17 protein-coding genes are annotated in these 21,826 nt (G+C 66.1%); 6 read left to right on the plus strand and 11 right to left on the minus strand.

The window, feature by feature from the left end:
• Positions 1-39: 39 nt before the first annotated feature.
• Positions 40-912, minus strand: coding sequence for a 4Fe-4S cluster-binding domain-containing protein (locus BN3001_RS00145; RefSeq protein WP_058269820.1), 873 nt, complete (start codon positions 910-912; stop codon positions 40-42).
• Positions 913-935: 23 nt separating this feature from the next.
• Complete coding sequence (locus tag BN3001_RS00150; protein ID WP_058269821.1) at positions 936-3,236, minus strand: formate C-acetyltransferase/glycerol dehydratase family glycyl radical enzyme; 2,301 nt, start codon at positions 3,234-3,236, stop codon at positions 936-938.
• A 352-nt stretch (positions 3,237-3,588) separates the two neighbouring features.
• Between BN3001_RS00150 and BN3001_RS00155 the strand changes: the two genes are divergently transcribed.
• From BN3001_RS00155 to BN3001_RS00170, 4 genes are all read left to right on the plus strand, one after another.
• The gene (locus BN3001_RS00155) at positions 3,589-4,347 is read left to right on the plus strand and encodes a DeoR/GlpR family DNA-binding transcription regulator (protein ID WP_058269822.1); all 759 of its coding nucleotides are present in this window, start codon (positions 3,589-3,591) and stop codon (positions 4,345-4,347) included.
• A 372-nt stretch (positions 4,348-4,719) separates the two neighbouring features.
• On the plus strand, positions 4,720-5,151 hold the full coding sequence (locus BN3001_RS00160) for a PTS sugar transporter subunit IIA (RefSeq protein ID WP_058269823.1): 432 nt from the start codon (positions 4,720-4,722) through the stop codon (positions 5,149-5,151).
• Positions 5,152-5,242: 91 nt separating this feature from the next.
• A complete protein-coding gene (locus BN3001_RS00165) occupies positions 5,243-6,337 on the plus strand; it encodes a PTS fructose transporter subunit IIC (protein ID WP_058269824.1) in 1,095 nt (364 codons plus the stop codon).
• A 74-nt stretch (positions 6,338-6,411) separates the two neighbouring features.
• Entirely contained in the window at positions 6,412-6,729 is a 318-nt protein-coding gene (locus tag BN3001_RS00170) for a PTS fructose transporter subunit IIB (protein WP_058269825.1), read from the plus strand.
• A 164-nt stretch (positions 6,730-6,893) separates the two neighbouring features.
• Here BN3001_RS00170 and BN3001_RS00175 read toward each other — a convergent pair whose 3' ends face one another.
• The 6 genes from BN3001_RS00175 to rpsA all read right to left on the minus strand — a co-directional run bounded on the left by BN3001_RS00175 (position 6,894) and on the right by rpsA (position 14,203).
• Positions 6,894-7,529: a hypothetical protein gene (locus BN3001_RS00175; RefSeq protein ID WP_058269826.1), complete on the minus strand. Its 636-nt coding sequence runs from the start codon at positions 7,527-7,529 to the stop codon at positions 6,894-6,896.
• A gap of 1,045 nt (positions 7,530-8,574) precedes the next feature.
• Positions 8,575-10,866, minus strand: a complete 2,292-nt coding sequence (uvrB, locus tag BN3001_RS00180) for an excinuclease ABC subunit UvrB (RefSeq protein WP_082629844.1) — start codon at positions 10,864-10,866, stop codon at positions 8,575-8,577.
• Positions 10,867-11,034: 168 nt separating this feature from the next.
• Positions 11,035-11,643: a lytic transglycosylase domain-containing protein gene (locus tag BN3001_RS00185; RefSeq protein ID WP_058269827.1), complete on the minus strand. Its 609-nt coding sequence runs from the start codon at positions 11,641-11,643 to the stop codon at positions 11,035-11,037.
• Entirely contained in the window at positions 11,636-12,265 is a 630-nt protein-coding gene (gene coaE / locus BN3001_RS00190) for a dephospho-CoA kinase (protein WP_058269828.1), read from the minus strand. The genes BN3001_RS00185 and coaE overlap by 8 nt, the downstream gene beginning before the upstream one ends.
• Positions 12,266-12,368: 103 nt before the next feature.
• A complete protein-coding gene (locus BN3001_RS00195) occupies positions 12,369-12,785 on the minus strand; it encodes an RING finger protein (RefSeq protein ID WP_058269829.1) in 417 nt (138 codons plus the stop codon).
• A 227-nt stretch (positions 12,786-13,012) separates the two neighbouring features.
• The gene (gene rpsA, locus BN3001_RS00200; protein ID WP_058269830.1) at positions 13,013-14,203 is read right to left on the minus strand and encodes a 30S ribosomal protein S1; all 1,191 of its coding nucleotides are present in this window, start codon (positions 14,201-14,203) and stop codon (positions 13,013-13,015) included.
• Between the two features lie 254 nt (positions 14,204-14,457).
• Between rpsA and BN3001_RS00205 the strand changes: the two genes are divergently transcribed.
• Positions 14,458-15,261: an HAD family hydrolase gene (locus BN3001_RS00205; protein WP_197407424.1), complete on the plus strand. Its 804-nt coding sequence runs from the start codon at positions 14,458-14,460 to the stop codon at positions 15,259-15,261.
• Between the two features lie 2 nt (positions 15,262-15,263).
• Positions 15,264-16,577: an L-cysteine desulfidase family protein gene (locus tag BN3001_RS00210; RefSeq protein ID WP_058269831.1), complete on the plus strand. Its 1,314-nt coding sequence runs from the start codon at positions 15,264-15,266 to the stop codon at positions 16,575-16,577.
• 75 nt (positions 16,578-16,652) lie between these two features.
• On the opposite strand, the gene BN3001_RS00215 is transcribed toward BN3001_RS00210, so the two are convergent.
• The 3 genes from BN3001_RS00215 to polA all read right to left on the minus strand — a co-directional run bounded on the left by BN3001_RS00215 (position 16,653) and on the right by polA (position 21,565).
• Positions 16,653-18,065, minus strand: coding sequence for an MATE family efflux transporter (locus BN3001_RS00215; RefSeq protein WP_058269832.1), 1,413 nt, complete (start codon positions 18,063-18,065; stop codon positions 16,653-16,655).
• A 156-nt stretch (positions 18,066-18,221) separates the two neighbouring features.
• A complete protein-coding gene (rnhA, locus tag BN3001_RS00220) occupies positions 18,222-18,731 on the minus strand; it encodes a ribonuclease HI (RefSeq protein WP_058269887.1) in 510 nt (169 codons plus the stop codon).
• 65 nt (positions 18,732-18,796) lie between these two features.
• The gene (gene polA / locus BN3001_RS00225) at positions 18,797-21,565 is read right to left on the minus strand and encodes a DNA polymerase I (protein WP_082629845.1); all 2,769 of its coding nucleotides are present in this window, start codon (positions 21,563-21,565) and stop codon (positions 18,797-18,799) included.
• Positions 21,566-21,826 lie beyond the last annotated feature (261 nt).

Consider the following 21,826-nt stretch of genomic DNA (forward strand, 5'->3'; position numbering starts at 1 on the left):
ACCCCAGGCGAGCAAAGGGACGGGCGGCGAGGCGGCGCGTCACTCGCCGTGAACGACGGCCTCGATTCCCTCCGCCTCAAGCGCGTCCACGACGTCCGCGACGTCGGAGCCGCCCAGCTGGGGCACGCCCGCCATGGCGTAGCCTCGCCCGGATGACGCGTACTTCGCCTCGCCAAGCTGATGGAAGGGCAGGACGTCCGCGCGCGAGATTCCCAGGCCCCTGATGCGCTCGGCGTTGGCCCTCGCGTTTGCCAGCCCCCGCGTGAAGCCCGGCACGATGGGCAGGCGTGCGACCACCGCGGCGCCCAGGCCCAGGACCGCGCGCAGGTTTGCGTCACGCAGCCCCACGTCAAGGCCGAGCACCGCCATGCTGCGACCGGGCGAGGCTATCTTGAAGTCCACGAGAAGGAGGTCGCAGGCGGCCACGAGACGGTCGGGGTCAGCCAGGGGGACCGCGAGGGTCGTCTCGACCGCCGTATGCACGCCCCGGCGATGGGTCTCCTCGAGCACGGCGAGGGAGAACTCCTGGTTGCGTCCCGCCAGGCACTCTCCGCCTGACAGCGTGATGCCGCCGCCCGACTCGTCAAAGAAGGTCCTGTCACGCACCAGCTCGTCCACGAGCTCGCGCACGCCACGCTCCCTGCCCACCACCTCCTTGGCGCCGGTGGGACACTCGCTGGCAGGGCGCGGGCAGTCGATGAGGCCGTTGCCGCCCGGCGCCATGGCGCAGTGTATGCACAGCCGCGACTTCCAGGACGGCTCGGGCTCAAACGAGAGGTTCTCGGGATTGCAGCACCAGGGACAGCGAAAGGGACAGCCCTTGAGAAAGGCGACCGTCCTGATGCCACCCCCGTCGTGCAGCGAGAAGCGCTGCACGTTGGTGACGATGCCCGCAAGCTCGCCCTCGTCCATGACCCCCCTCCCCTCTTTGCGCCCTACAGCTCGTGTTCCGTGCGGTTGATGATGTCGTTCTGGATCTGCGGACTCAGCTCCACGAACATCGCCGAGTAGCCGGCCACGCGCACCACGAGGTCACGATGGTCCTGGGGATGCCGCTGCGCGTCAAGCAGCGTCGCCTTGTCAACCACGTTAAACTGAATGTGCTGGACGTCAAGCCTGCAGAACGCCCGCAGATACGCCATGAGCTTGCGCAGGCCAGCCTCCCCCGCCAGCGTGCTCGGCGAGAACTTGACGTTGAGGAGCGAGCCGTTGGAGTCTCTCCAGTTGTCCAGCTTCGCGACGCTCAGGAGGCTGGCGGTGGGGCCGCTCTTGTCACGTCCCACCATGGGCGAGAGGCCGCCGTCGGCGAGCTGCTCGCCCGCATGGCGTCCGTCGGGCGTGGCGCCGACCGCCTCGCCCAGAGGTATGTGGGCGCTCACCGTGTACGACCCCGGCTGGAAGGTGCCGCCGCGGGGGTTCTCGTAGGTCTCCACCTGCCTGCCGTAGTGGCGCAAAAAGCGGGCGCCCAGATGGTCGACCTCGTCTATGTCGTTGCCGTACTTGGGATAGCGGTGCATGAGGCGCTGGCGAAGCTCCTCGTCTCCCTCGCCTGACCAGTTGCGCCGAAGGACCTCGAGCAGCTGGGCATACCCCAGGCTCCCCTCCTCGAAGACGGCCTTCTTCATGACCGCGAGGGAGTCGGCGAGGTTGGCGGTTCCCACGCCCTGGACCCCGGAGGGGTTGTAGCGCGCGCCGCCCGCCGTGATGTCCGCGCCCGCCTCGAGCGCGTCATGCACGAACGTGGACAGAAGCGGCGTGGGACTCGTCGCACGATGGGCGAGGTCGCAGGCGTCGCACCCCTTGACCATGAGGGCCACGTAACGATCGATGGTGCGCTCGACCTCCTGGCACAGGTCCTCAAAGCTCGTAAAGCCCTCGGGGTGCTCGCGCAGCGTGATCTCGAAGCACTTCATCATGTTGAACATGCTGATGTCGTGCAGGCCGTACATGCGCCCGGGAATGGAGAGCTCCACGCAGCCGACGACGGCGTAGTCGCGCGCGTCGTCGACGCTCACGCCGCGGTTCGTGAAGGCGCGAACGTTGACCTCGTCGTTGAAGCACTGGGGAATGCCGTCGCCCAGGCGGATGACCTCCGCGGCCTTGTGCAGGAGCGAGTCGGGCGTGGTCGGGTGCACGCGCAGAGACAGGTTGGGCTGGGGCAGGCGCGTGTCGTGCTGCAGGTCGAGAAGGAGCTCCGAGAGCTCGTTGGACGCGTCGCCCCCCTGGGCGTCCAGGCCGCCCACCACGAGGTTGTAGCCCGTCGGGAACCCGCCGAAGAACTTGGCGCTCTCGGTGGACCTCAGAAAGACCACCGTGTTGCACTTGAGGTAGAAGCACTGGAGGAGCTCGCGGACGGCGGCGTCGGAGACGCCCCGCTCCACGGTCGCGCGCCAGTAGGGCAGCAGGTAGCGGTCCATGCGCCCCAGCGAGATGGAGCTGGCGTTGCTCTCGTGCTGCAACGCCACGCAGAAGATCCAGACGAGTTGCAGGGCGTCATAGAGGTCGCGTGCGGGCCTCGTGGCGACGTGGTCCAGGACCTCGGCGATCCGCTCGAGCTCGCCTCGACGCACGTCGTCGGTCGCGACGTCGGCGGCCTTAATCCGCACCTCTCGCCCCAGGCGGCCCACGTAGGCGACGAGAGCCTCGACGCAGATGAGGGCGGCCTGGTAGAAGAGGTTGTCTGGGGACGCGCAGGCGCGCTCGGAAAGCTCGCGGCAGATGTCTCCGAGGCCGCGGCTCAGGAGCATCTCATAGTCGGGAATGATATGGCCCTGCCCCTTGTCGGTCTGGGCGACGGCAAAGACCTTGTCCCTCTCGGCGGACTCCACCTCGGCCGGGCGATGGGCCCTGTACCAGTCGTTGAGCGACCTGCCGCTCCAGTACGGCGCCAGGACCTCTCGATAGAACGCCTTGTCTTGTTCGCTGACGTCAAAGCGGTCTTGGGGACGCTCGGCAAAGCAGTCGAGCTCGTCCAGAATCCAGTAGGGGCTCATCTCGGGCGAGACGACGCCGGCGCGCGGCGTGGCCGTCCTGTTGCCAACCAGCAGGTCATCGTCATCGATGACGATGACGTGCCGCTCAAGCAGATGCCGAAAGGCCTTGGCACGACGCAGGATGGCCGGCTCGCCCTCGGTCTTCTGGTAGCTCTCCATGTACAGCGTGGCCCGCTCAAGATCCACCTGGCGACGTTGAGTGACGAGCCGGTCCTTGATTCGTTGGGTGCGAGCCGTGAGCATGGGCCTCTCCCTCTGTGCCTCCCGCACATGACAACGACGGGATTTCCTGATAAGTACCAATATGTTATCCTGATTGATATTGTTCGTAAAGTATTTGACCAAAAAATAATATCAAACAATATACGTGAACGAAGCATGCCTGGGCTCGCCCCTACGATTGTGGCTTAGCCTTACGAACGCTCGCCTGGCGTCAGGGCCTGCGCCATTGCCTCCTTGGAATCACGAGGGCGGCAGATTCGCGTGGGAACTTCCTGAGGAAGGGCAGGAGTGAGGGACAGGAGGCCCACCGACGGCGCTTCCCTTGTATCATGGGGCTTGATCGGCAGCGGGTTGACAGATCGTGAGGGGCCACATGTTCAAGGCGGAGCGACTGGACGCCATCCTTGAGGAAGTCGCGTTGGAGGGGCGCGTCACCACGACGGCGCTCGCCAAACGCTTCGGCGTGAGCGAGGACAGCATACGCAAGGACCTGCAGGGGCTGGGTGCGCAGGGCAAGCTACAGCGGGTCTATGGGGGCGCCGTCAGCATCGACACCGAGCAACCCAGCCGCACCGTGACATCCCGACTCGACTGCCACCGCACCCAGAAGCTCGAGATTGCCCAGAAGGCCTACGACCTCATCGAGGACGGGCAGACCATCTTCCTTGACATCTCCTCGACGAACCTGTTTCTGGCGGACCTCCTCGCCCAGGGCGACAAGAGGGTCATCGTCATCTCGAACATGCTCGACGTCGTGAAGAAGGTCGCAGCGGGCAGGAACATCGAGGCCCAGTGCCCCGGCGGCAAGGTGAACCTCGAGCTCTCCGGCTTCGTGGGGGCCTCGACGGCCCGCATGCTCGGCAAGCTGCGCTTTGACATCTCCTTCCTGGGGACGCTCGAGATGAACATCGAGGAGGACTGCGCCTCGACCTTTGACATGGAGGACGGCACCATCAAGCAGACCGTGCTCGAGAACTCTCGCAGGTCATATCTCGTGGCGGACTCCCACAAGTTCAACAAGCGGGGCGAGTATCGCTACGCCAGGCTCAGCGACTTCACCGGCATCATCACCGACGGGGAGGACGCGGCGCACCGTCAGGCGGCGGCCGCCCTCGACATCGAGGTCATCTGACGTCTGACCCGCATCGCCAAGGGAGCCGTCTCGTACGCCACAGCTGACCCCGGAAGGCGCATCCCCATCAACGTCATCGCCTATGTTCGGTACCTTTGGCATCGAGATGCCGGGGTGTCGCCGTGCGTCCCGCGTCACGATGCGCCCATCTCTGCCGCAGCCTGAGACACCGATGGCATGAGGGATAGCTAAATAGTATTGATTGTTGTTTAATTTACTTGCGCTCCATTTGTCGAAAAAACAATAATTAATCTTGAAGTATCAGTAACTTATCGGTAGTATCGCGCTTAAATGATATCAATTAATTATGAACAATAGAATTCAGTCAATTAGCTAGAGCCTGCAAAGGCCCTGAGGCGGAAGGAAGCGGCGATGAAGCTCATTGATGAGGGATTGGTCCGCCTGGACGTGAAGGCCAGCACGAAGGAGGAGGTCATCTCCCTGCTGGCCGACTCCCTGGATTGTGAGGGCAGGCTTGAGGACCGCGACCAGTACGTCCTGGACGTCCTCGCCCGCGAGAAGGAGTTCAGCACCTCCATCGGGTTTGGCGTCGCTACGCCCCACGCCAAGGCAGACAGCGTGAGAGTCGCGTCGCTCGGCTTTGCGCGCCTTGCCCGTCCCCTGCTCTGGGGCGAGGACGAGGTGAGCATGGTGTTCCAGATCGCCGTCCCCCTCGCCGAGGCGGGAGAGCGTCATCTGCAGATTCTGGCGTCCATCTCGCGGCGTCTCATCCATGAGGACTTCCGTACGCGCCTGGCGGCGGCAAAGACCGCGAGGGAGGTGCTGGAACTTCTGGCCGAGTGAGTGTGCGTCAAGCCTCTCGGCCACACGACACACCCACAAGCGAGCGTCAGCAAAGCGCCCAAAAGGGCAATACCATCAGAAAGGCGAGATCATGAGCAGTAACGCGAGCGTCTTCAAGGACATGAGGCAGCACCTCATGAACGGCGTGTCCCACATGATTCCGGTCGTGGTGACGGGAGGAATCCTCTTTGCCTTCGCCACCATGCTCTCCATGAGCACCGTCACGACCGAGGGCGCCGTCACGGCGTCCAACCCCGTCATCGACCTCTTCAAACAGGTCGGCGGTATCGGCCTGGGGCTCATGGTTCCCGTCCTGGCCGCCTTCATCGCCAACTCCATCGCAGATCGTCCCGGCATCGCGCCCGGCATCATCTGCGGGCAGCTCGCCGTCAACGTCGGCTCCGGCTTCATCGGCGGCATCATCGCGGGCGTCCTCGCGGGCATCGTCGCCGAGCAGATCAAGCGCATCAAGCTTCCTCAGTCCATGCAGTCACTGATGCCTATCCTCATCATCCCGATTCTCACCACCCTGATAGTGGGCGCCATTACCCTCTATGTCATCGGCGGCCCCTGCGCATGGCTGCTGAGCACCCTCACCACCTGGCTCACGAGCATGAGCGGCACGGGCGCCATACTGATCGGCGCCATCACGGGCGCCATGATCGGCTTTGATTTGGGCGGCCCCGTCAACAAGGTCGCCTACTCCACGGGCGTCGCCATCGTCGGCACCGAGGTGGCGGCAGGCGCCAACTGCGCGTTCTTTGGACCCATCGCGCTCGCCATCTGCCTTCCCCCCATCGCCCTGGGCATCGAGTCCTACCTCCTCAGGGGCAAGTTCTCCGACGAGGAGCGCGACGCCGGGATCGGCGCCATCATCATGGGCGCCTGCGGCATCACCGAAGGGGCCATCTCGTACACCACGGCTGACCCCGGAAGGCTCATCCCCATCAACGTCATCGCCTGCGCCGCTGCCGGAGGCATCGCCGGCGCCCTCGGCGTGTACTGCAACGCTGCCTGGGGCGGACTTGTGGTGCTTCCCGTCACGTCTGCCCTCACCTACCTCATTGCCCTCGCGGTCGGCATCGCCATCCATGCCGGGCTTGTCTTCCTTCTGAAGAAGGACTACGTCAAGCCCGAGACGGTTGACGCAAGCGACGAGGACGTCGATTTTGAGATCGAGTTCTAGTACGAGTCATACGGCGGTCGGAGGGGCCGTTACCGGGCCTTCCGCAACCATCTGGATATTGAGAGGACCATTTCATGAAGATTCTCGCCGTCACCGCATGCCCGTCCGGGGTCGCGCACACATACATGTCTGCAGAGGCGATCAAGGTGGCCTGCAAGAAGGCCGGCATCGACTGCAAGGTCGAGACGCAGGGGTCTATCGGCATCGAGGACGAGATTGGTCCCGATGACCTCAAAGGTGCCGATGCGGTCATCCTGACCACAGACATGCCCATCAAGAACGTCGAGCGCTTTGAGGGTCTTCCCAAGGTCAAGGTCCGCGCCGGCGTCGCCATCAAGCAGGCGGACGCCCTCATCGCCAAGGTGAGCGCGGCACTGAAGGATCGCGCGTAGGGGCGTCTCCCTTCACGAAGGTCTCCCCTTCACGACGGAGCGACCGAAAAACGGTTTTATCCGCAGGGCAGACGCGAGTCGCTCAAAGCGATGGTCATCCATTCGAAGCGTCAGGGGTCAGGCGAGCTTTCTCGCTTGACCCCGTCCTCTGTCGCGTGCGCCTCTCAGGTCGTCCGCCCGCTTTGCGAGACCCAGCGAGGCAGCCTTCTTCTCACGTCGACGTTTCGCATGCGAGAGGTGCGCGGCACGCCAAAGCCCTCGAGAAGCCTACGCATGTAGCCAAGGTCCCGTGCCTGCTGGTACGAGAACCTCATGACCTCAAGCCGTCGCGAGAGCCTTGACTCCCTCAGGCGCTCGGCCGTCATCGTTTGTATGGCGTGCTCGCTCACGGACGTGGCCCCCTCGGACTTCTCGACATCTTCTGCGAGGTACTTGCCCCAGCCGCCCAGCTCCCCGGCGACGCTACGACCGCCGGGGAGATCCCAGAAAAAGTCGACGCGGAACATCCCACCTTCGATCTCGTTGGGGACCTCCACCTGAAGCTCAGGAATCTGGTATCCCAGCTCGATCATTGCGGCGCGGGCGCAGGACTCTCCGCCATTCTCGGACCTCCCGTCGGCAAATGAGAGGGTCACCTTGGCCTGATTCAGATTGTCGCTCCCGCCCCAGAGCCCTAAAGCCTCTCGCAGGTCTCCCCTGCCGGACCCGCTCATCCTGAGATAGGAGTCGGCAATCGCAAGTCCCCTGGAAAAGGGCAGGTGGCGCATGCAGTCGAAGGCGGTGCGCGCGACGGAGGTCACGGGTATTCCTCCCACACGCACCGGCCGTTCATGTGGGAGCCAATGCCAGACCAGCGACTCGCTCGAGGAGCGCCCCACGTTGGGGCAGCTCGCGTGAATCCGGTTGAGATAGGCGTAGGAAATCTCAAGCCCATGCACGACAGCGGCCGTCGGTCCACAAAACACCCAGTTTGGATGGGCGTCAGAGAGGCTTCTTGCCAGATGAAGCACCCGCGCCTTCGGTCCCAAGCCAGCCCAGTACTCGCTGCCTGCATAGAGCCCGCGAAAAACGCGTGTCGCGAGTCCCCTCCTGCAAAGCTGACAAAGGCAGTCACGCATGGGCCTCGATTCAGGCCTCAGGCAGCGCAGACGCTTGTTGGCTTCTCGCAATTGGCTTAGGCATTCTTCCTGGCCCCTTATGAGAGGGCGCGTATCGACCTCCCGAGTGGACGGTCCGCTCAAGCTCTGAGCTGCAGTCGTTCCCACAGTGGCCCTCCTCGCCTGATTTTGCATGTCGAAGTGGTGAGTCGATGACTCAATCCTGGGCGACGAGACTTGCAGCGTGCTAGCCCAGTGCTGGCGGGAGGGTGCGAGTTGAGCCTAATCCAAATGAAGACGCTGATCACCGACGGTACCTACGGGAGGTTTCGCGCATTGGCGGCGATGTGCGCCTAGGAAACCCCCACATTTTGAGGACGGGAGATTGTTTTTTGTAGTCTTGGGGCATCGAAGGGTATTCCCATAGGTTTGAGAGTCCCGCGCGCGGGTTCTAATAGGTTTGACGGCCTCTCCCGTGCAGAGCTATAGGTTTGAGGAAAAAGGTGAATTTCTACCTGGGCAAACGCCGCGACGGTTCCTCAAACCTATAGCTCTGCCTCCTCCGACCTCTCAAACCTATAGGTGCGTGGTGGCGCCGCCCTCAAACCTATAGGTGCGGCGGGTTGCGGCACGCGAGCCCAGGGGACGGCCCGCACGACGGCGGCGCGCAAGGCACGCCCGCGGCCCATAGCAGCAATGCCGGCGCATCACAGCCATATCGACCATGAGCAAGGGACGCGCACCGCCCCTAGCGCTTGCCACGCTTGCGGAACCTGCGTCGGGTCGCGTGCGCGCTCCCCTTGCGGTCCGTCGCCTTCAGGCGCGCGATCACGTCGTCCGCGCTCTCGCCTGACAGACGGGCCCTCAGCGCCACGACCTGGTCGCGCAGCCGCGCCGCCCGCTCAAAGTCCATCTCGGCGGAGGCCTGGATCATGTCGTCCTCAAGCGATCCCAAGAGCTTCGAGACCTCCTCCTTGGGAAGCTCCGCCAGCTCGGCGGCGACGGCGTCGGCGGCAGCCTCGCGATCCTCGGGCGAGGGGACGCCCTCGGAGCCCGCCGCCGTGAAGAACTCGCCGTCGACGCGCGACTTGTCGCCCAGGGTGCGATTGGCCTCCTCGATGAAGCTGGCGACGTCCGTGATGGACTTCCGGATGGTCTGGGGCACGATGCCGTGCTCCGCGTTGAACGCCTCCTGGATGGCACGGCGGCGCGCCGTCTCGTCCATGGCCTCGCGCATGGAGTCCGTGATGCCGTCGGCATACATGATGACCTGGCCGTTGGCGTTGCGGGCGGCACGGCCCATCGTCTGGATGAGGCCCCTGCGATTGCGCAGGAACCCCTCCTTGTCGGCGTCCAGGATCGCCACGAGCGAGACCTCGGGGATGTCCAGGCCCTCGCGAAGCAGGTTGATGCCCACCAGCACGTCGATCTTGCCCAGGCGCAAATCGCGAATGATCTCCACGCGGTCGAGCGTCGCCGTGTCGGAGTGCATGTAGTTGACGCGGACACCCTCGTCAAGCAGGTGGTCCGTGAGGTCCTCCGCCATACGCTTCGTGAGCGTGGTCACGAGCACGCGCTCCCGGCGCTCGACGCGGCCCCTGATCTCGTCCAGGAGGTCGTCTATCTGCCCGCGCACCGGCCGCACGTCGACCGTGGGGTCCAGAAGGCCCGTGGGACGAATCACCTGCTCGACCTCCTGCTGGCTCACGCGCTCCTCATAGTCGCCGGGCGTCGCCGAGACGTACAGGAACTGGCCCACCCGCTGCTCGAACTCGTCAAAGCGCAGGGGGCGGTTGTCCAGGGCCGAGGGCAGCCTGAAGCCGTGGTCCACGAGCGTGACCTTGCGCGAGCGGTCGCCCTCGTACATGCCGCGGATCTGCGGCACCGTGACGTGGCTCTCGTCGATGATGCAGAGCATGTCCTGGGGAAAGTAGTCGATGAGCGTGTAGGGCGGCTCGCCGGCCTGGCGGCCGTCCATGTGCCGGGAGTAGTTCTCGATGCCCGAGCAGTACCCCATGGTCTCAAGCATCTCCAGGTCGTAGCCCGTGCGCTGCGAGAGGCGCTGCGCCTCCAGGACCATGTCGTTGGCCTTGAGCTCAGCCACCCGCGCCTCGAGCTCCTCCTCGATGGTCTTGATGGCATGCGTGACCTTGGGACGTTCGGTCACGTAATGGGAGGCGGGCCAGACGGGGATGGCGTCAAACTCGCGCACGACCTCGCCGGACACGCTGTCGATCTCGGCGATGAGCTCCACCTCGTCGCCAAAGAAGCTCACGCGCAGGGGGTTCTCGGCGTAGGGGGGAAACACGTCCACGGTGTCGCCCCGCACGCGGAAGGTGCCGCGCGCAAGATCGTAGTCGTTGCGGTCGTATTGAATGTCGATGAGCTCCCGTATGAGGTCGTCGCGCTCGAGCGGCACCGCCTTGTCGACGTTGGGCGCCAGGCCGGCGTAGTCCTGGGGCGAGCCGATGCCATAGATGCAGCTCACCGAGGCGACAACGATCACGTCGCGTCGCGAGAGAAGGCTCGAGGTGGCCTGGTGGCGGAGCTTTTCGACCTCCTCGTTGATGGAGGCGTCCTTCTCGATGTAAGTGTCGGTCTGAGGGACGTATGCCTCGGGCTGATAGTAGTCGTAGTAGCTCACGAAGTAGACGACGGCGTTGTGGGGAAAGAGCTCCTTCATCTCGCTCGCCACCTGGGCGGCAAGCGTCTTGTTGGGCTCCATGATGAGCGTGGGGCGCTGAGTGGCCTCGATGGTCTTGGCCATGGAGAAGGTCTTACCCGACCCGGTCACGCCCAGCAGCGTCTGATAGCGCAGGCCCCGCTCGATGCCCTCGGAGAGCTTGGCGATGGCCTGGGGCTGGTCGCCCGCCGGCTCAAAGCTCGAGACCACCTCCAGGCGCTCGTCGCCATGCTCAAGGCCAAAGCGCCTGAGCTCGGCGCCGACGCGCTCCTTGGCCTCTGCCGTGCCGGCGAGGGGCTCGTAGCTGATCGTGGTCCCGGCGTCATCCACAAACGTGCGCCGCTGCTGAGCTGACATGTCCCCCCTCATCGCAAAGTCGCGGCGTCATCCGAACGACCGCACTGAGCTGTCCTTGCCCATTCTACCGCCGCACGCTCGGCGGGGGCGCGCGTCGCATGTCCGGCGCGCCGCGGGTCCGCAGGCGTCATGTGCTCTCACCCGCACGCCTCAACCGCGCGGCGCGGTCTAGCCCACGCTCAGCCCGTCGGGATAGAGAGCCTTGTACTGCGCGTAGGCCTGCCTGACGCGCACCAGGTAGGCGGCCGTCTCGGCGTACTGGATGTTGCCCGCCACGTCCCCTCCGCCCGACTGCCAGCTGCTCACGTTGCCGATGCCGGCGTTGTAGGCCGCGATGACCTCGTCCTGCGATGACAGGTGCCGGCTGAGGTAGCCCAGATACGCCGTGCCGTAGACGATGTTAGTGGTAGGGTCGGTAAGTCGCGCGGGGTCATACGCCGAGCCGCTCACCACGCCCAGCCTCGCCATCTCCTGAGCCGTCGAGGGCATGAGCTGCATGAGGCCGACCGCCCCGGCAGACGACGTGACGCCAGCGTCCCAGTTGCTCTCGCACTTGATGACCGCGCACACGAGATACGGGTCAACCCCCTGCTCGGCGCTGGCCTGCTCTATGACGGAGGCGTGCCTCACCGGGTAGAACCAGCTGCGGACGAGCTGGGCGGGGGCAAGCCCCACGACGACGTCCGTCGCAAAGGTCAGCAGGCAGACGGCGAGCAGGGCGAGCAGGGGCACGACCCTGAACCAGCGAAAGAAGCGCGGTGCCCTGCCGTCAGCCACGATGTCCTCGCTCCTTTGCCCACGCCCGGTCCTGATGGGCCTTCCACCATACGCGAACGTCCGCCCTCAGTTCGTCGAGACTGCCGGAGTTCTCAATCACCACATCAGCGTGAGCACGCAAAAACTCGTCACTCGGCTGCAGGGCGCGGCGACGCTCAAAGTCCGCCAGATCCATGCCCCGGCCTCGCGCGCGGGCGCGACGTCGGTCGAGGGGACAGGTGACGCAGACGACCTCGTCAGCAAGAGGAAGCAGCCCCATGGCGCGGTCTAGCAGGGGAACCTCGACCACGACCACCCTGCTGCCCGTCTCTTCGAGCCGTGACAGGTCGCGGCGCAGCAGCGCGATGACGTACGGCAGCTCAAGCTCCTCCAAGAGCCGCGCCGTACGCTCGTCAACAAAGGCGCGCCGCGCGAGAAGGGAGCGGTCAAGCCGGCCCGTGCGTCCGTCCACGATGTCCGCGCCAAACGCGCGTGCGACGCTCTCGAGACAGGAGCTTTCCGGCTCAAGCGCCTCGCGCGAGAGTCGGTCCAGGTCAAGCCGGGCGGCCCCCAGCCGCTCGAGCTCCGTGGCGACAGTCGATTTTCCGGAGGCTATCCCTCCCGCGAGAAAGACCGTGTACATGAGCACCCCCTGCCGCAGCCCAGCCTGTCGTCCGCCAGCCGGGTCGCCCGCGAGCGCGACGACGCACGTCTCGCGGCGCCGCCACCATCAGGTCAAAGAGGCGTCAGGCCCTGATCTCGAACTTCTGACGACACTGGGGGCAGGTGATTCGCACAAGCCCCTTGCCGCGCGGCACGCGGACGCGCTGGTGGCAGTTGGGGCAGGTCGCATGCTTGTACTGACGGCTCTCCTCAAGGGCCGCCCGGGGGTCACGCAGCCACACGCGCGCCGGGCCTATGCGGTCGCAGAAGCTCTCGTTCTCGTTGCGGCGAGCCGAGACGTTGGTGGACAGCGTCCTGAACGTCGCGTAGGCAAGCAGAAGGAGCAGGACGACGGTAAGGGGGGCCCAGCGGCCAAAGAGGTTGACGAGGGCAAGAAGCGCGCTCAGCGCGAGGGCGGCCATGCCCAGCTCGTCCATGCCGTTGCGACCCCGCATGAAGTCGTTCGCCTTGTCCTGAAAGCTGCCCTTAGAAGTAGCCATGACCTCGTCCTTCCCAATGCCGCGGCGTAGCGCCGTCTCGCGAGCGCATCGATGTCGTATGTCACTGTAGCATGCCCAATGTCGCAGGGGTTCACACGCCGGCGGCCTGCATGCGATTATTTCTCACAACGTCTGCGCCTGCGCCACCCCTGCGCCACGTGTCGCGGGGCACAAAGAAGGTGGGGCCGCTCGGCGGCGACCCCACCTCAGACGATCAACGTGTGTGCCTACTCGGCGTCGGCAGCCTCGTCCTTGGGCTCAGAGCGCTCCTCGGAGGCGTCCTCGCCCTCCAGGGGCTTAACCTCGACCTCATAGCCGAGGGTCTCAGCGGCGGCCTTCATGGAGAGGGAGATGCGGCGACGGTCGAGGTCAACCTCCATGACCTTCACCTGCATCTTGTCACCCACGCTGCACACCTGCGCAGGGACGTCCACGTGCTTGTTGGCCATCTCGGAGATGTGCACCAGGCCCTCCACGCCGTCGCCCAGGTCGACGAAGGCGCCGAAGGTGACGAGCTTGGTCACGACGCCCTCCACGATGGCGCCGGCAGGATACTTCTTGACCAGCGACTTCCAGGGGTCGTCCGTGGTCTGCTTGAGGCCCAGCGAGATGCGCTCGCGGTTAAGGTCGACGTCCAGGACCTGCACCTCAACCTCCTGGCCCTGCTTGACGACCTCGGAAGGATGGTTGACGTGATTCCAGGAGAGCTCGGAGATGTGGATGAGGCCGTCGATGCCGCCGAGGTCCACGAAGGCACCAAAGTCCACGATGGAGGAGACGGTGCCCTTCAGGCGCATGCCCGGCTTGAGCTTGGAGAGAATCTCGGAGCGCTCGGCCTTGCGGGCCTCCTCGAGCACGGCACGGCGGGAGAGGACGACGTTGTTGCGGTTGCGATCCATCTCGATGACGCGCGCCTCGACGCGCGTGCCCAGATAGGCGTTGAGGTCCTTGACGCGGCGAAGGTCCACCAAGGACGCGGGAAGGAAGCCGCGCAGGCCGATGTCCAGGATGAGGCCGCCCTTGACGACCTCGATGACCTCGCCCTCGACGTTCTCGCCCAACTGGTACTTCTCCTCGACGCGCTTCCATGCGCGCTCGTACTCGGCGCGACGCTTGGAGAGGATCAGGCGACCCTCCTTGTCCTCCTTGGTGATGACCATGGCCTCGATCTGGTCACCCCTGGCAACGACGTCCTCGGGATTGGCGTCCTTGCGAATGGAGAGCTCATGCTGGGGGATGACGCCCTCGGACTTGTAGCCAATGTCAAGCAGGACCTCGTCATGCTCGATCTTGACGACGGTGCCCGTCACAAGATCGCCCTCGTCGAAGTTGGTGATGGTACCGTCGATGAGGTTGTTCATCTCCTCGTCGGAAACGTCATCTAGGGAGAAGATCGACGAGTTCTGAATCTCACTCAAAGGTGGACCCCTTTCAAAAGCGGGGCCCCGATCTACATGATCGCTGCCTAGGGCGCTCGGCGGTGCGCGTCGCGCAATTGGAAACTTACATGCTCTCGGGGGCCGACAGATACAGTCGCATGGCACCATGCACATGCATTGTTGAGAATAGCATTTCTCGGCGCGTCGTTTCAAGTTTTAGGGGAAAATCGCCGCAATGGGTACACTGGTCTGGTGCCCAGGCGACGAGGCCGCTCTTGACGATTGGAGGCGCCGTGATCAAGGCCGTCCTGTTCGATCTTGACGACACCCTCATCGACATCAACTTGGGCGCCTTCATGGCACGCTATCTTGCGGGCCAGGCACGCATCCTCTCGCGCGTGTTCAGGGTCGCGCCGCCTTTTGCCTACCTCGCCGTCGTCGAGGGCTACCTGAGGATCGACAGCTTTGCGCGCACGGACGACCTCACGAGCGAGCGGCTCTTCTTTCAGACCGTCTGCCGGCGCGTGGGCCGCCCGCTGGACCTTGACGTGCTCGCGGAGCCCCTCGCGTACTATGACGCCGAGTACATCGACCGGTTCAGGGGCGGCATCGTCCAGGCGGGACCGCGCGCGGGATCGCACGAGGCCATCGCGGCGGCGCGCTCCCTCGGCCTTGAGGTTGCACTCGCCACCAACCCGGTCTTCTCGCTTGCCGTGGACAGGACGCGCATGCGCTGGGGCGAGATCGACCCCGCCATATTCGCGGGCGTCTCCCACTGGGCCAACTCGCGCCGCTCCAAGCCGTGCGCACGCTACTATCAGGAGTTCGTGAGCTCACTGGGCCTCATCCCCCAGGAGTGCCTCATGGTGGGCAACGACGCCGGCAGGGACTTTCCCCGGCCCGCCATCGGCATGCCGACGGCCTACGTGGGCCATGGGCGGCCCGGCAGGGGCGTCTTTCGCGGCAGCCTCCTCGAGCTGGCTCACCGCCTGCCCGAGCTCGTCGTATCCTTGAACGAACGAGAGGGCCGCGGCGCCGTTGGCCAGGCTTCGCCGTCGCGACCAACCGACTCTTACCACGACCGCACCCGGAGGTAGCCTTGGACCAGGCAAGCTATGCCAACCATCTGCTCATCCTGAGGGAGGAGCTCGTCTTGGCCCTTGGCTGCACGGAGCCCATCGCCGTCGCCCTTGCCGCGGCGCTCGCCCGCTCCGTCTTGGGGGTGGAGCCGGAGCGTCTCGAGGTCGCCTGCAGCGGCAGCATCATCAAGAACGTCAAGAGCGTGACGGTGCCCAACTCAGGGGGACTTCGCGGCATCGAGGCCGCCGCCATTCTCGGCGCCGTGGGAGGGGACGCGACGGCATCCCTCGAGGTGCTCCAGGGCGTCACGCCACAGGAGCTACGTCGCACGAGGGAGCTCCTCGACCAACCCGGATACTGCAGCGTGACGCTTGAGGAGGGCGTGCCCAACCTCTACGTGCGCGTGGTGGCCCGGGCGGCGGGACACGAGGCCGTCGCGCGGATCGAGGAGCGTCATACCAACGTGACGGAGCTCTCTCTTGACGGCGGCGCGACGCGAGAGGAAGCCGCCTCACGTACGCCCGTGGGGTGTGAGGACCTGCCCGTCTCCTCCGCCGCGGGGCGGGCAGAGAGGGGCGCTCTCTCGCTTGCCTCCATCTGGGAGTTCGCCCACGACACGAGCCTGGCTGACGTGGACGAGCTCATCTCTGGCCAGTTGAGCTGCAATGACAAGATCTCGCGCGCGGGGCTGAGCGGCAGCTGGGGCTCGAACATCGGCTCCACCCTCTTGGCGAGCAGATCCAATGACGTGTGCTGCCGGGCGCGAGCTGCTGCGGCGGCGGGCTCCGACGCCCGCATGAGCGGCTGCCCGCTGCCCGTCACCATCGTCTGCGGCAGCGGCAACCAGGGCATCACCTGCTCGGCCCCCGTCCTCGAGTACGCGCGCGAGCTGGGGGCGAGCCACGAGGCGCTCGTGCGTGCCGTCGTGCTCTCGGACCTCACCGCCGTGCACGTGAAGTACTACATCGGCGAGCTCTCCGCCTTCTGCGGGGCGGTGTGCGCCGCCTGCGGCGCGGGAGCGGGCATTGCCTACCTGCGCGGATGCACCTTCGACCAGTACGGGGCAACCGTCGTCAACACCCTGGCCAACGTGGGTGGCATCGTCTGCGACGGCGCCAAGCCCTCCTGCGCCGCCAAGGTGTCCGCCGCCGTGGACGCGGCCGTTCTCGCAGGCGACATGGCGTTCGCCGACAAGAGCTTCAAGGCGGGCGACGGGCTCGTCGGCGCTGACGCCGAGAGGACCATCCGCACCATGGGCCGCGTGGGCCGCGTGGGCATGCGCCCCACCGACGTGGAGATCCTCAACATCATGATCGGCAAGACGGACGTGTAGATCAGGGGGCATGCGGGAAGACGGCCGTCCTTGCGCCGCCCTCCTTACGGGGCGCCGGCCGAGGCACCATCCCCGTCAGCCGCCATCCTGGCCGTCCGGCAGCTCGTCATGCCCGACGCCCCTCTCTCCCTCGCCTTCCAGCTCGCGAAAGAGCGCGGCGCCGAAGGGGATGGCTATCGCGATGCTCATGAGGTCTGCCACCGACTGGGAAAGCTGGACGCCCAGGAGCCCCAAGGTGCTCGACAGCAGCACGACGACGGGCCCGAGGACGATACCCATGCGCGCAAGGCCCACGAGCGTCGCCCGCCACATGCGACCGGTGGTCTGCAGCGAGAAGTTGATGATCATGGCGACGCCCGTGAGCGGCAGCGTCACCGACTGGAGCCGGAGGGTCAACGTCGCGATGCGGATGACGTCGGGGTCATCGCGCAGCAGGGCCACAAGCTGAGGCGCCAGCGCGAACGTGACTACGCTGATCAGCGCGACGGCGGCAAGGGACATCCTGACGGCCACGCCGAAGCCCTCGCGCATGCGCTCGTAGTTGCGCGCGCCGTAGTTGTAGCCGCACACAGGCTGATAGCCCTGCCCGATGCCGATCTGGACGTAGTTGCCAAAGCTCACGATGCGACCGACGATGGCAATCGCCGCGAGCGCGGCGTCCCCGAAGGGACGAGCCGCGCTGTTGAGCAGCGTCGTCGCAATCCCGGCGACGACCTGACGAGCCATCGAGGGAAAGCCGCCGTTTGCCATCTCGGCGAAGACGCCTCCGGTGACGCCGAAGGCGCGCCGCGAGAGGCGCACGAGGCCGCACGTCTGCAGGCCGGCGACGAGCAGAAGGAACGAGACGAGCTGGCAGATGATCGTCGCCAGGCCGGCGCCGGCGATGCCGAGACCAGCGCCAAAGATGAGCGCGGGAGCAAGGGCGACGTTGAGCAGCGCCCCCGAGACGAGCGCCACCATGGCGTAGCGCGCCTCCCCCATGAAACGCAGCTGCATGTTGAGGGTCAGGGAGGCCGCCATCCACGGCGCCCCGACGAGGATGAGCGAGACATAGGTGCGCGCGAAGGGCAGGATGGTGTCCGTGGACCCCGCGAGGCGACACAGCGGCTCGAGAAAGACATGTCCGACCACGGCGAGCACGAGTCCGCACAAGAACGAGAGCGCGAGGCCCGTCACGGCCATCGTGGCGGCGGCGTCCTCATCGCGGCCGCCCAGATAGCGGCTCATCGCATTGCCCGCCCCCTGGCCAAAGAAGAATCCTATGGCTTGGATGAGCGTCATGGTCACGAAGGCGACGCCGATGGCGCCCTCGGCCGCAGTCGAGATGCGCCCTATGAAGTAGGCGTCGGCAAGGTTGTAGATCGTGGTCACGAGGTTCGAGACGATCGACGGCAGGGCCAGGGACATCACCAAGGGCCCCACCGGGCCCTCCGTCATCTGCCGAAACTTCTCGTCCGCCCCGCCTTCCGCCACGCCAACGCCTCCCACGGCTCGCCTCCCGCAGCGCCACCCCGCAGGCTGACAGAAAAGTGTGAACCCTCTCGCGAGCACGAAAGGCCAGACGGCTCATTCTTGACGAGAGGGACACACTCCGCAGGCCCCTGGGGGCGCCGCGCACTGCCGGCGAGGGCCAGGGCCGTATGGCTACCCCTCGAAGCCCTCGTCGCGCACGAGCGGACCGGCCTGGCCGTCTGCGGCGCTCGTCGCCAGCTCGTCACAGAGCTCGTTGAGCTGCGTGCCCGCATGCCCGCGCACCCAGACCCAGCTGACCTCATGCGGGCGGGCGGCGGCAAGGAGGCGCCGCCAGAGGTCGGGGTTCTTAACGGGCTGCTTGCTCGAGGTCGTCCATCCCCTTTTGACCCAGCCCCAGACCCAGCCCTTGGTCATCGCGTTGATGAGGTATTGGGAGTCGGAGTGCAGCTCGACGACGCAGGGCCTCGTGAGCGCCTCGAGGGCCGCGATGGCCGCAAGAAGCTCCATGCGGTTGTTGGTGGTGCGCGCGAACCCCTGGCTCAGCGTCCGACGGTGCTCCCTGCCCGCTGAGTCCACAAAGCGCAGGACGGCGCCGTAGCCGCCGGGACCGGGGTTGCCCCGCGACGACCCGTCGGTCCAGACCTCCACCGACGCCGGGGACAGGGGGGCGGGGCCCACCATGCCCGGATGCGCGCTCGCAAACGCCTCCAGGCTCATGCCCGCCACGTCGTTCTCTCCCGCCGCCACTACTTGGCCTCCGCCCACGTGGGGCCATAGCTCACGTCGGCAATGAGCGGCACGCGCAGCTCGACCACGGATTCCATCGTCTCCTTGACCAGGGCCGAGAGGGTCTCGACCTCCGCCTGGGGTACCTCAAAGTCAAGCTCGTCGTGAATCTGGAGCACGAGCCGGGAGGCGAGGCCCTCCGCACGCAGGCGCTGCGCCACCTGGATCATCGCGATCTTGATGATGTCCGCCGCCGACCCCTGCATGGGGTGGTTCATCGCCGTGCGCTCCGCGAAGCTGCGAAGCTGGAAGTTGCGGCTGTTGATGTCGGGGGTGTGGCGGCGGCGCCCGTACATGGTCTGGGCGTAGCCCAGCGAGCGCGCCGTCTCGACGCTCGTGTCAAGGTAGCTGCGAACGCCGGGGTAGGCCTCAAAGTAGCGGTCGATCATCTCCTGGGCCTCTCCTCGGCCGATCTTGAGCGAGCTTGCGAGGCCGTATGCCTGCTGACCGTACACGATGCCAAAGTTGACGGCCTTCGCGCGGCTCCTGAGCTGGGGCGTCACCTCCTCCATCGGCACGCCGAACACGCGCGCGGCCGTGGCGCGGTGAAAGTCGGCGCCCGAGTTGAAGGCCTCCACCAGATGCTCGTCGGCGGACAGGTGCGCGAGGAGCCTCAGCTCGATCTGGGAGTAGTCGCAGGCCAGGAACACGAATCCCTCGGGGACCGTGAAGGCGGTGCGCACGCGATGGCCCAGCTCCGACCTCGTGGGGATGTTCTGCAGGTTGGGGTCCGAGCTCGAGAGCCGCCCCGTGGCGGCCACGGTCTGGTTGAGCGTCGTGTGGATGCGCCCGTCCGACCTGATGTCCGCAGGCAGCGCGTCCAGGTAGGTGCTCTTGATCTTGGTGCGCTCGCGGTACTCAAGCACGGTCTGCACGCGCTCGTCCCTAACCGCAAGGTCCTCGAGCGTCTTCGCGTTGGTGGAGTAGAAGCCCCTCTTGGTCTTCTTGAGGCCAAAGGTGGGCAGCCCCCACACGTCAAAGAGGACGTGCGAGAGCTGCTGTGGGGAGTCAAGGTTGAAGTCCTCCCCTGCGGCGCCCTTGATGGAGGCGACCATCTGGTCGATCTCGTGGCCAAGCTCGTCGGCCTGCCTCTTGAGGATGACGCGGTCCACCGCAAGGCCCGTGCGCTCCATCTGCAGCAGCACCGGAAGCAGCGACATCTCGAGCCCGTGAAAGAGCTCCGTGGCGTCCTCGGCGGCGAGGGCGGCGTCGAGGGGGTCGCGCAGCGAGCGAGCGAGCCAGGCGTCTATGGCCGCCTGCGGAAGCCCCTCGGCGGGCTCCGGCGCGGGCGCGCCCAGCAGCTCCGCCGAAAGCTCGGCGGGAGCATAGGACGACCGGTCGCTTTCACGCAGATAGGCGGCAACGCTCGTGTCAAAGATGCGCATGGGGTCAACGTCCCAGGCGTGGATGACGGCGTCTTGGGCGGAGTCAAGGGGAAGGGCAAGGTGCAGCAGCGCCTTCACGTCCGCCGAGACCACCCTGCCGGACCGGACGAGGAGCTCGACGCCCTCGACGGCCTGCGGCCCCGTGAGACAGAGCAGGTCGTCGCCGGCGGCGGCCCACACGCGAGCGGGCGCGTCGGCGTCAAAGAGCGAGGCCTGACCCCGACGTCCCTCGGGGTCGTCCAGAGCGGCGCCCACCCAGGAGCCGGCCGCGACCGCCGCCCTGAGCGCCTGGGAGGCCCTCTCGCCCGTGAGAGGCTCGGGCAAGGCGGGGGGACCGGACGGGGCGGCGCCGTCAGAGGAGCCCGCCTCGACGCCCGCGAGCCGAACGAGACGCTTGGTGAGGCCGGTGAAGCCCAGGGCGCCGAAGGCGGCTGTCACCTCGGCGGGGTCAAAGGTGGGAAAGCGCGCGTCAGAGAGCCGGACCTCTATGGGCGCGTCCGTCCGTATCGTGGCGACCTTGCGGCTGAGCAGGGCGTCGTCGACGTGGGCACGGAGGTTCTCGCCCATCTTGCCCTTGACCTCGTCGGCGTGCGCTATCACCTCGTCAAGCGATCCGTAGCGCACGATGAGGGCCGCCGCCTTCTTGGGCCCGATGCCCGGCACGCCGGGAATGTTGTCCGAGGAGTCGCCCTTGAGCCCGTAGAAGTCGGGCACGAGCTCGGGCGTGATGCCGTGATACAGGTCATCGACGCTCTCCGGCGTCATGATGGCGACGTCGGAGACGCCCTTCCTGGTGGACACGATGCGCACGTGGTCGGTGGCGAGCTGGTACATGTCGCGGTCGCCCGTGAAGAGGTACATGTCAAAGCCCGCACGCTCCCCCTCGCGGGCGAGCGTGCCGAGGATGTCGTCGCCCTCCCAGCCCGGGCACTCCGCCACGGGCACGTCAAGCGTGCGCAAGAGGTCCTTGACCATGGGAAACTGCTCGTGCAGCGCCTCGTCCATGGGCGGGCGCTGGGCCTTGTACTGAGGCAGCATGTCCATGCGGACCTGGGGCAGGCCCTTGTCAAAGGCGCAGATGACGCCGTCGGGCCTGAAGGACTCCATCAGCTTCACGAACATGTTGAAGAAGCCGAAAAGCGCGTTGGTGGCGCGTCCGTCGGGAGCGCTCATGGGCTGGCGGATGGCGTGAAAGGCGCGGTGCATGAGCGAGTTGCCGTCGATCACGGCGATGGTGCGCGGGGCGGGCTCAGGCGGGGCGGTCATGTCGGCGGTGGGGGCCGGACGTGTGGTGTCGAGGTCTTCCAAGGCGCTTCTCCTTGTCGGCAGGGGGCTCTCCCCCATTGTAGACAGTGGCGCCGCATGACGTCGTCGCCGCCCCCGCCTCTGACCGGCCGGCCGCATCGACCGCAGGTCGGGCGGGGCGGGGGCGCCAGCCACATGGCGCGGGAGGGTGAAATATGATGGTGGGCATGATGCGCGCGGCCCGCGCGGTCAAACTGCACGGGGACCAGTCCCTCGGTCGCGCGGCGTCGCCGACGCGGATTGTTACAGACGATGGGTCAGATGAGGGACCGTCGGGGTCAAAGGGCCTCCATCGTATAC

Source organism: Olsenella massiliensis, assembly GCF_001457795.1.
GTDB lineage: Bacteria > Actinomycetota > Coriobacteriia > Coriobacteriales > Atopobiaceae > Olsenella_F > Olsenella_F massiliensis.

Excerpts from the sequence above, each read along its gene's own strand:
- coaE (WP_058269828.1), bottom strand. The coding sequence starts at position 12,265 with ATGTACACGGTCTTTCTCGCGGGAGGGATAGCCTCCGGAAAATCGACT.
- BN3001_RS00150 (WP_058269821.1), bottom strand. The coding sequence starts at position 3,236 with ATGCTCACGGCTCGCACCCAACGAATCAAGGACCGGCTCGTCACTCAA.
- uvrB (WP_082629844.1), bottom strand. The coding sequence starts at position 10,866 with ATGTCAGCTCAGCAGCGGCGCACGTTTGTGGATGACGCCGGGACCACG.
- BN3001_RS00160 (WP_058269823.1), top strand. The coding sequence starts at position 4,720 with ATGAAGCTCATTGATGAGGGATTGGTCCGCCTGGACGTGAAGGCCAGC.
- BN3001_RS00155 (WP_058269822.1), top strand. The coding sequence starts at position 3,589 with ATGTTCAAGGCGGAGCGACTGGACGCCATCCTTGAGGAAGTCGCGTTG.
- polA (WP_082629845.1), bottom strand. The coding sequence starts at position 21,565 with ATGGGGGAGAGCCCCCTGCCGACAAGGAGAAGCGCCTTGGAAGACCTC.
- BN3001_RS00145 (WP_058269820.1), bottom strand. The coding sequence starts at position 912 with ATGGACGAGGGCGAGCTTGCGGGCATCGTCACCAACGTGCAGCGCTTC.
- BN3001_RS00170 (WP_058269825.1), top strand. The coding sequence starts at position 6,412 with ATGAAGATTCTCGCCGTCACCGCATGCCCGTCCGGGGTCGCGCACACA.
- rnhA (WP_058269887.1), bottom strand. The coding sequence starts at position 18,731 with ATGGTGGGCCCCGCCCCCCTGTCCCCGGCGTCGGTGGAGGTCTGGACC.
- BN3001_RS00165 (WP_058269824.1), top strand. The coding sequence starts at position 5,243 with ATGAGCAGTAACGCGAGCGTCTTCAAGGACATGAGGCAGCACCTCATG.
- BN3001_RS00195 (WP_058269829.1), bottom strand. The coding sequence starts at position 12,785 with ATGGCTACTTCTAAGGGCAGCTTTCAGGACAAGGCGAACGACTTCATG.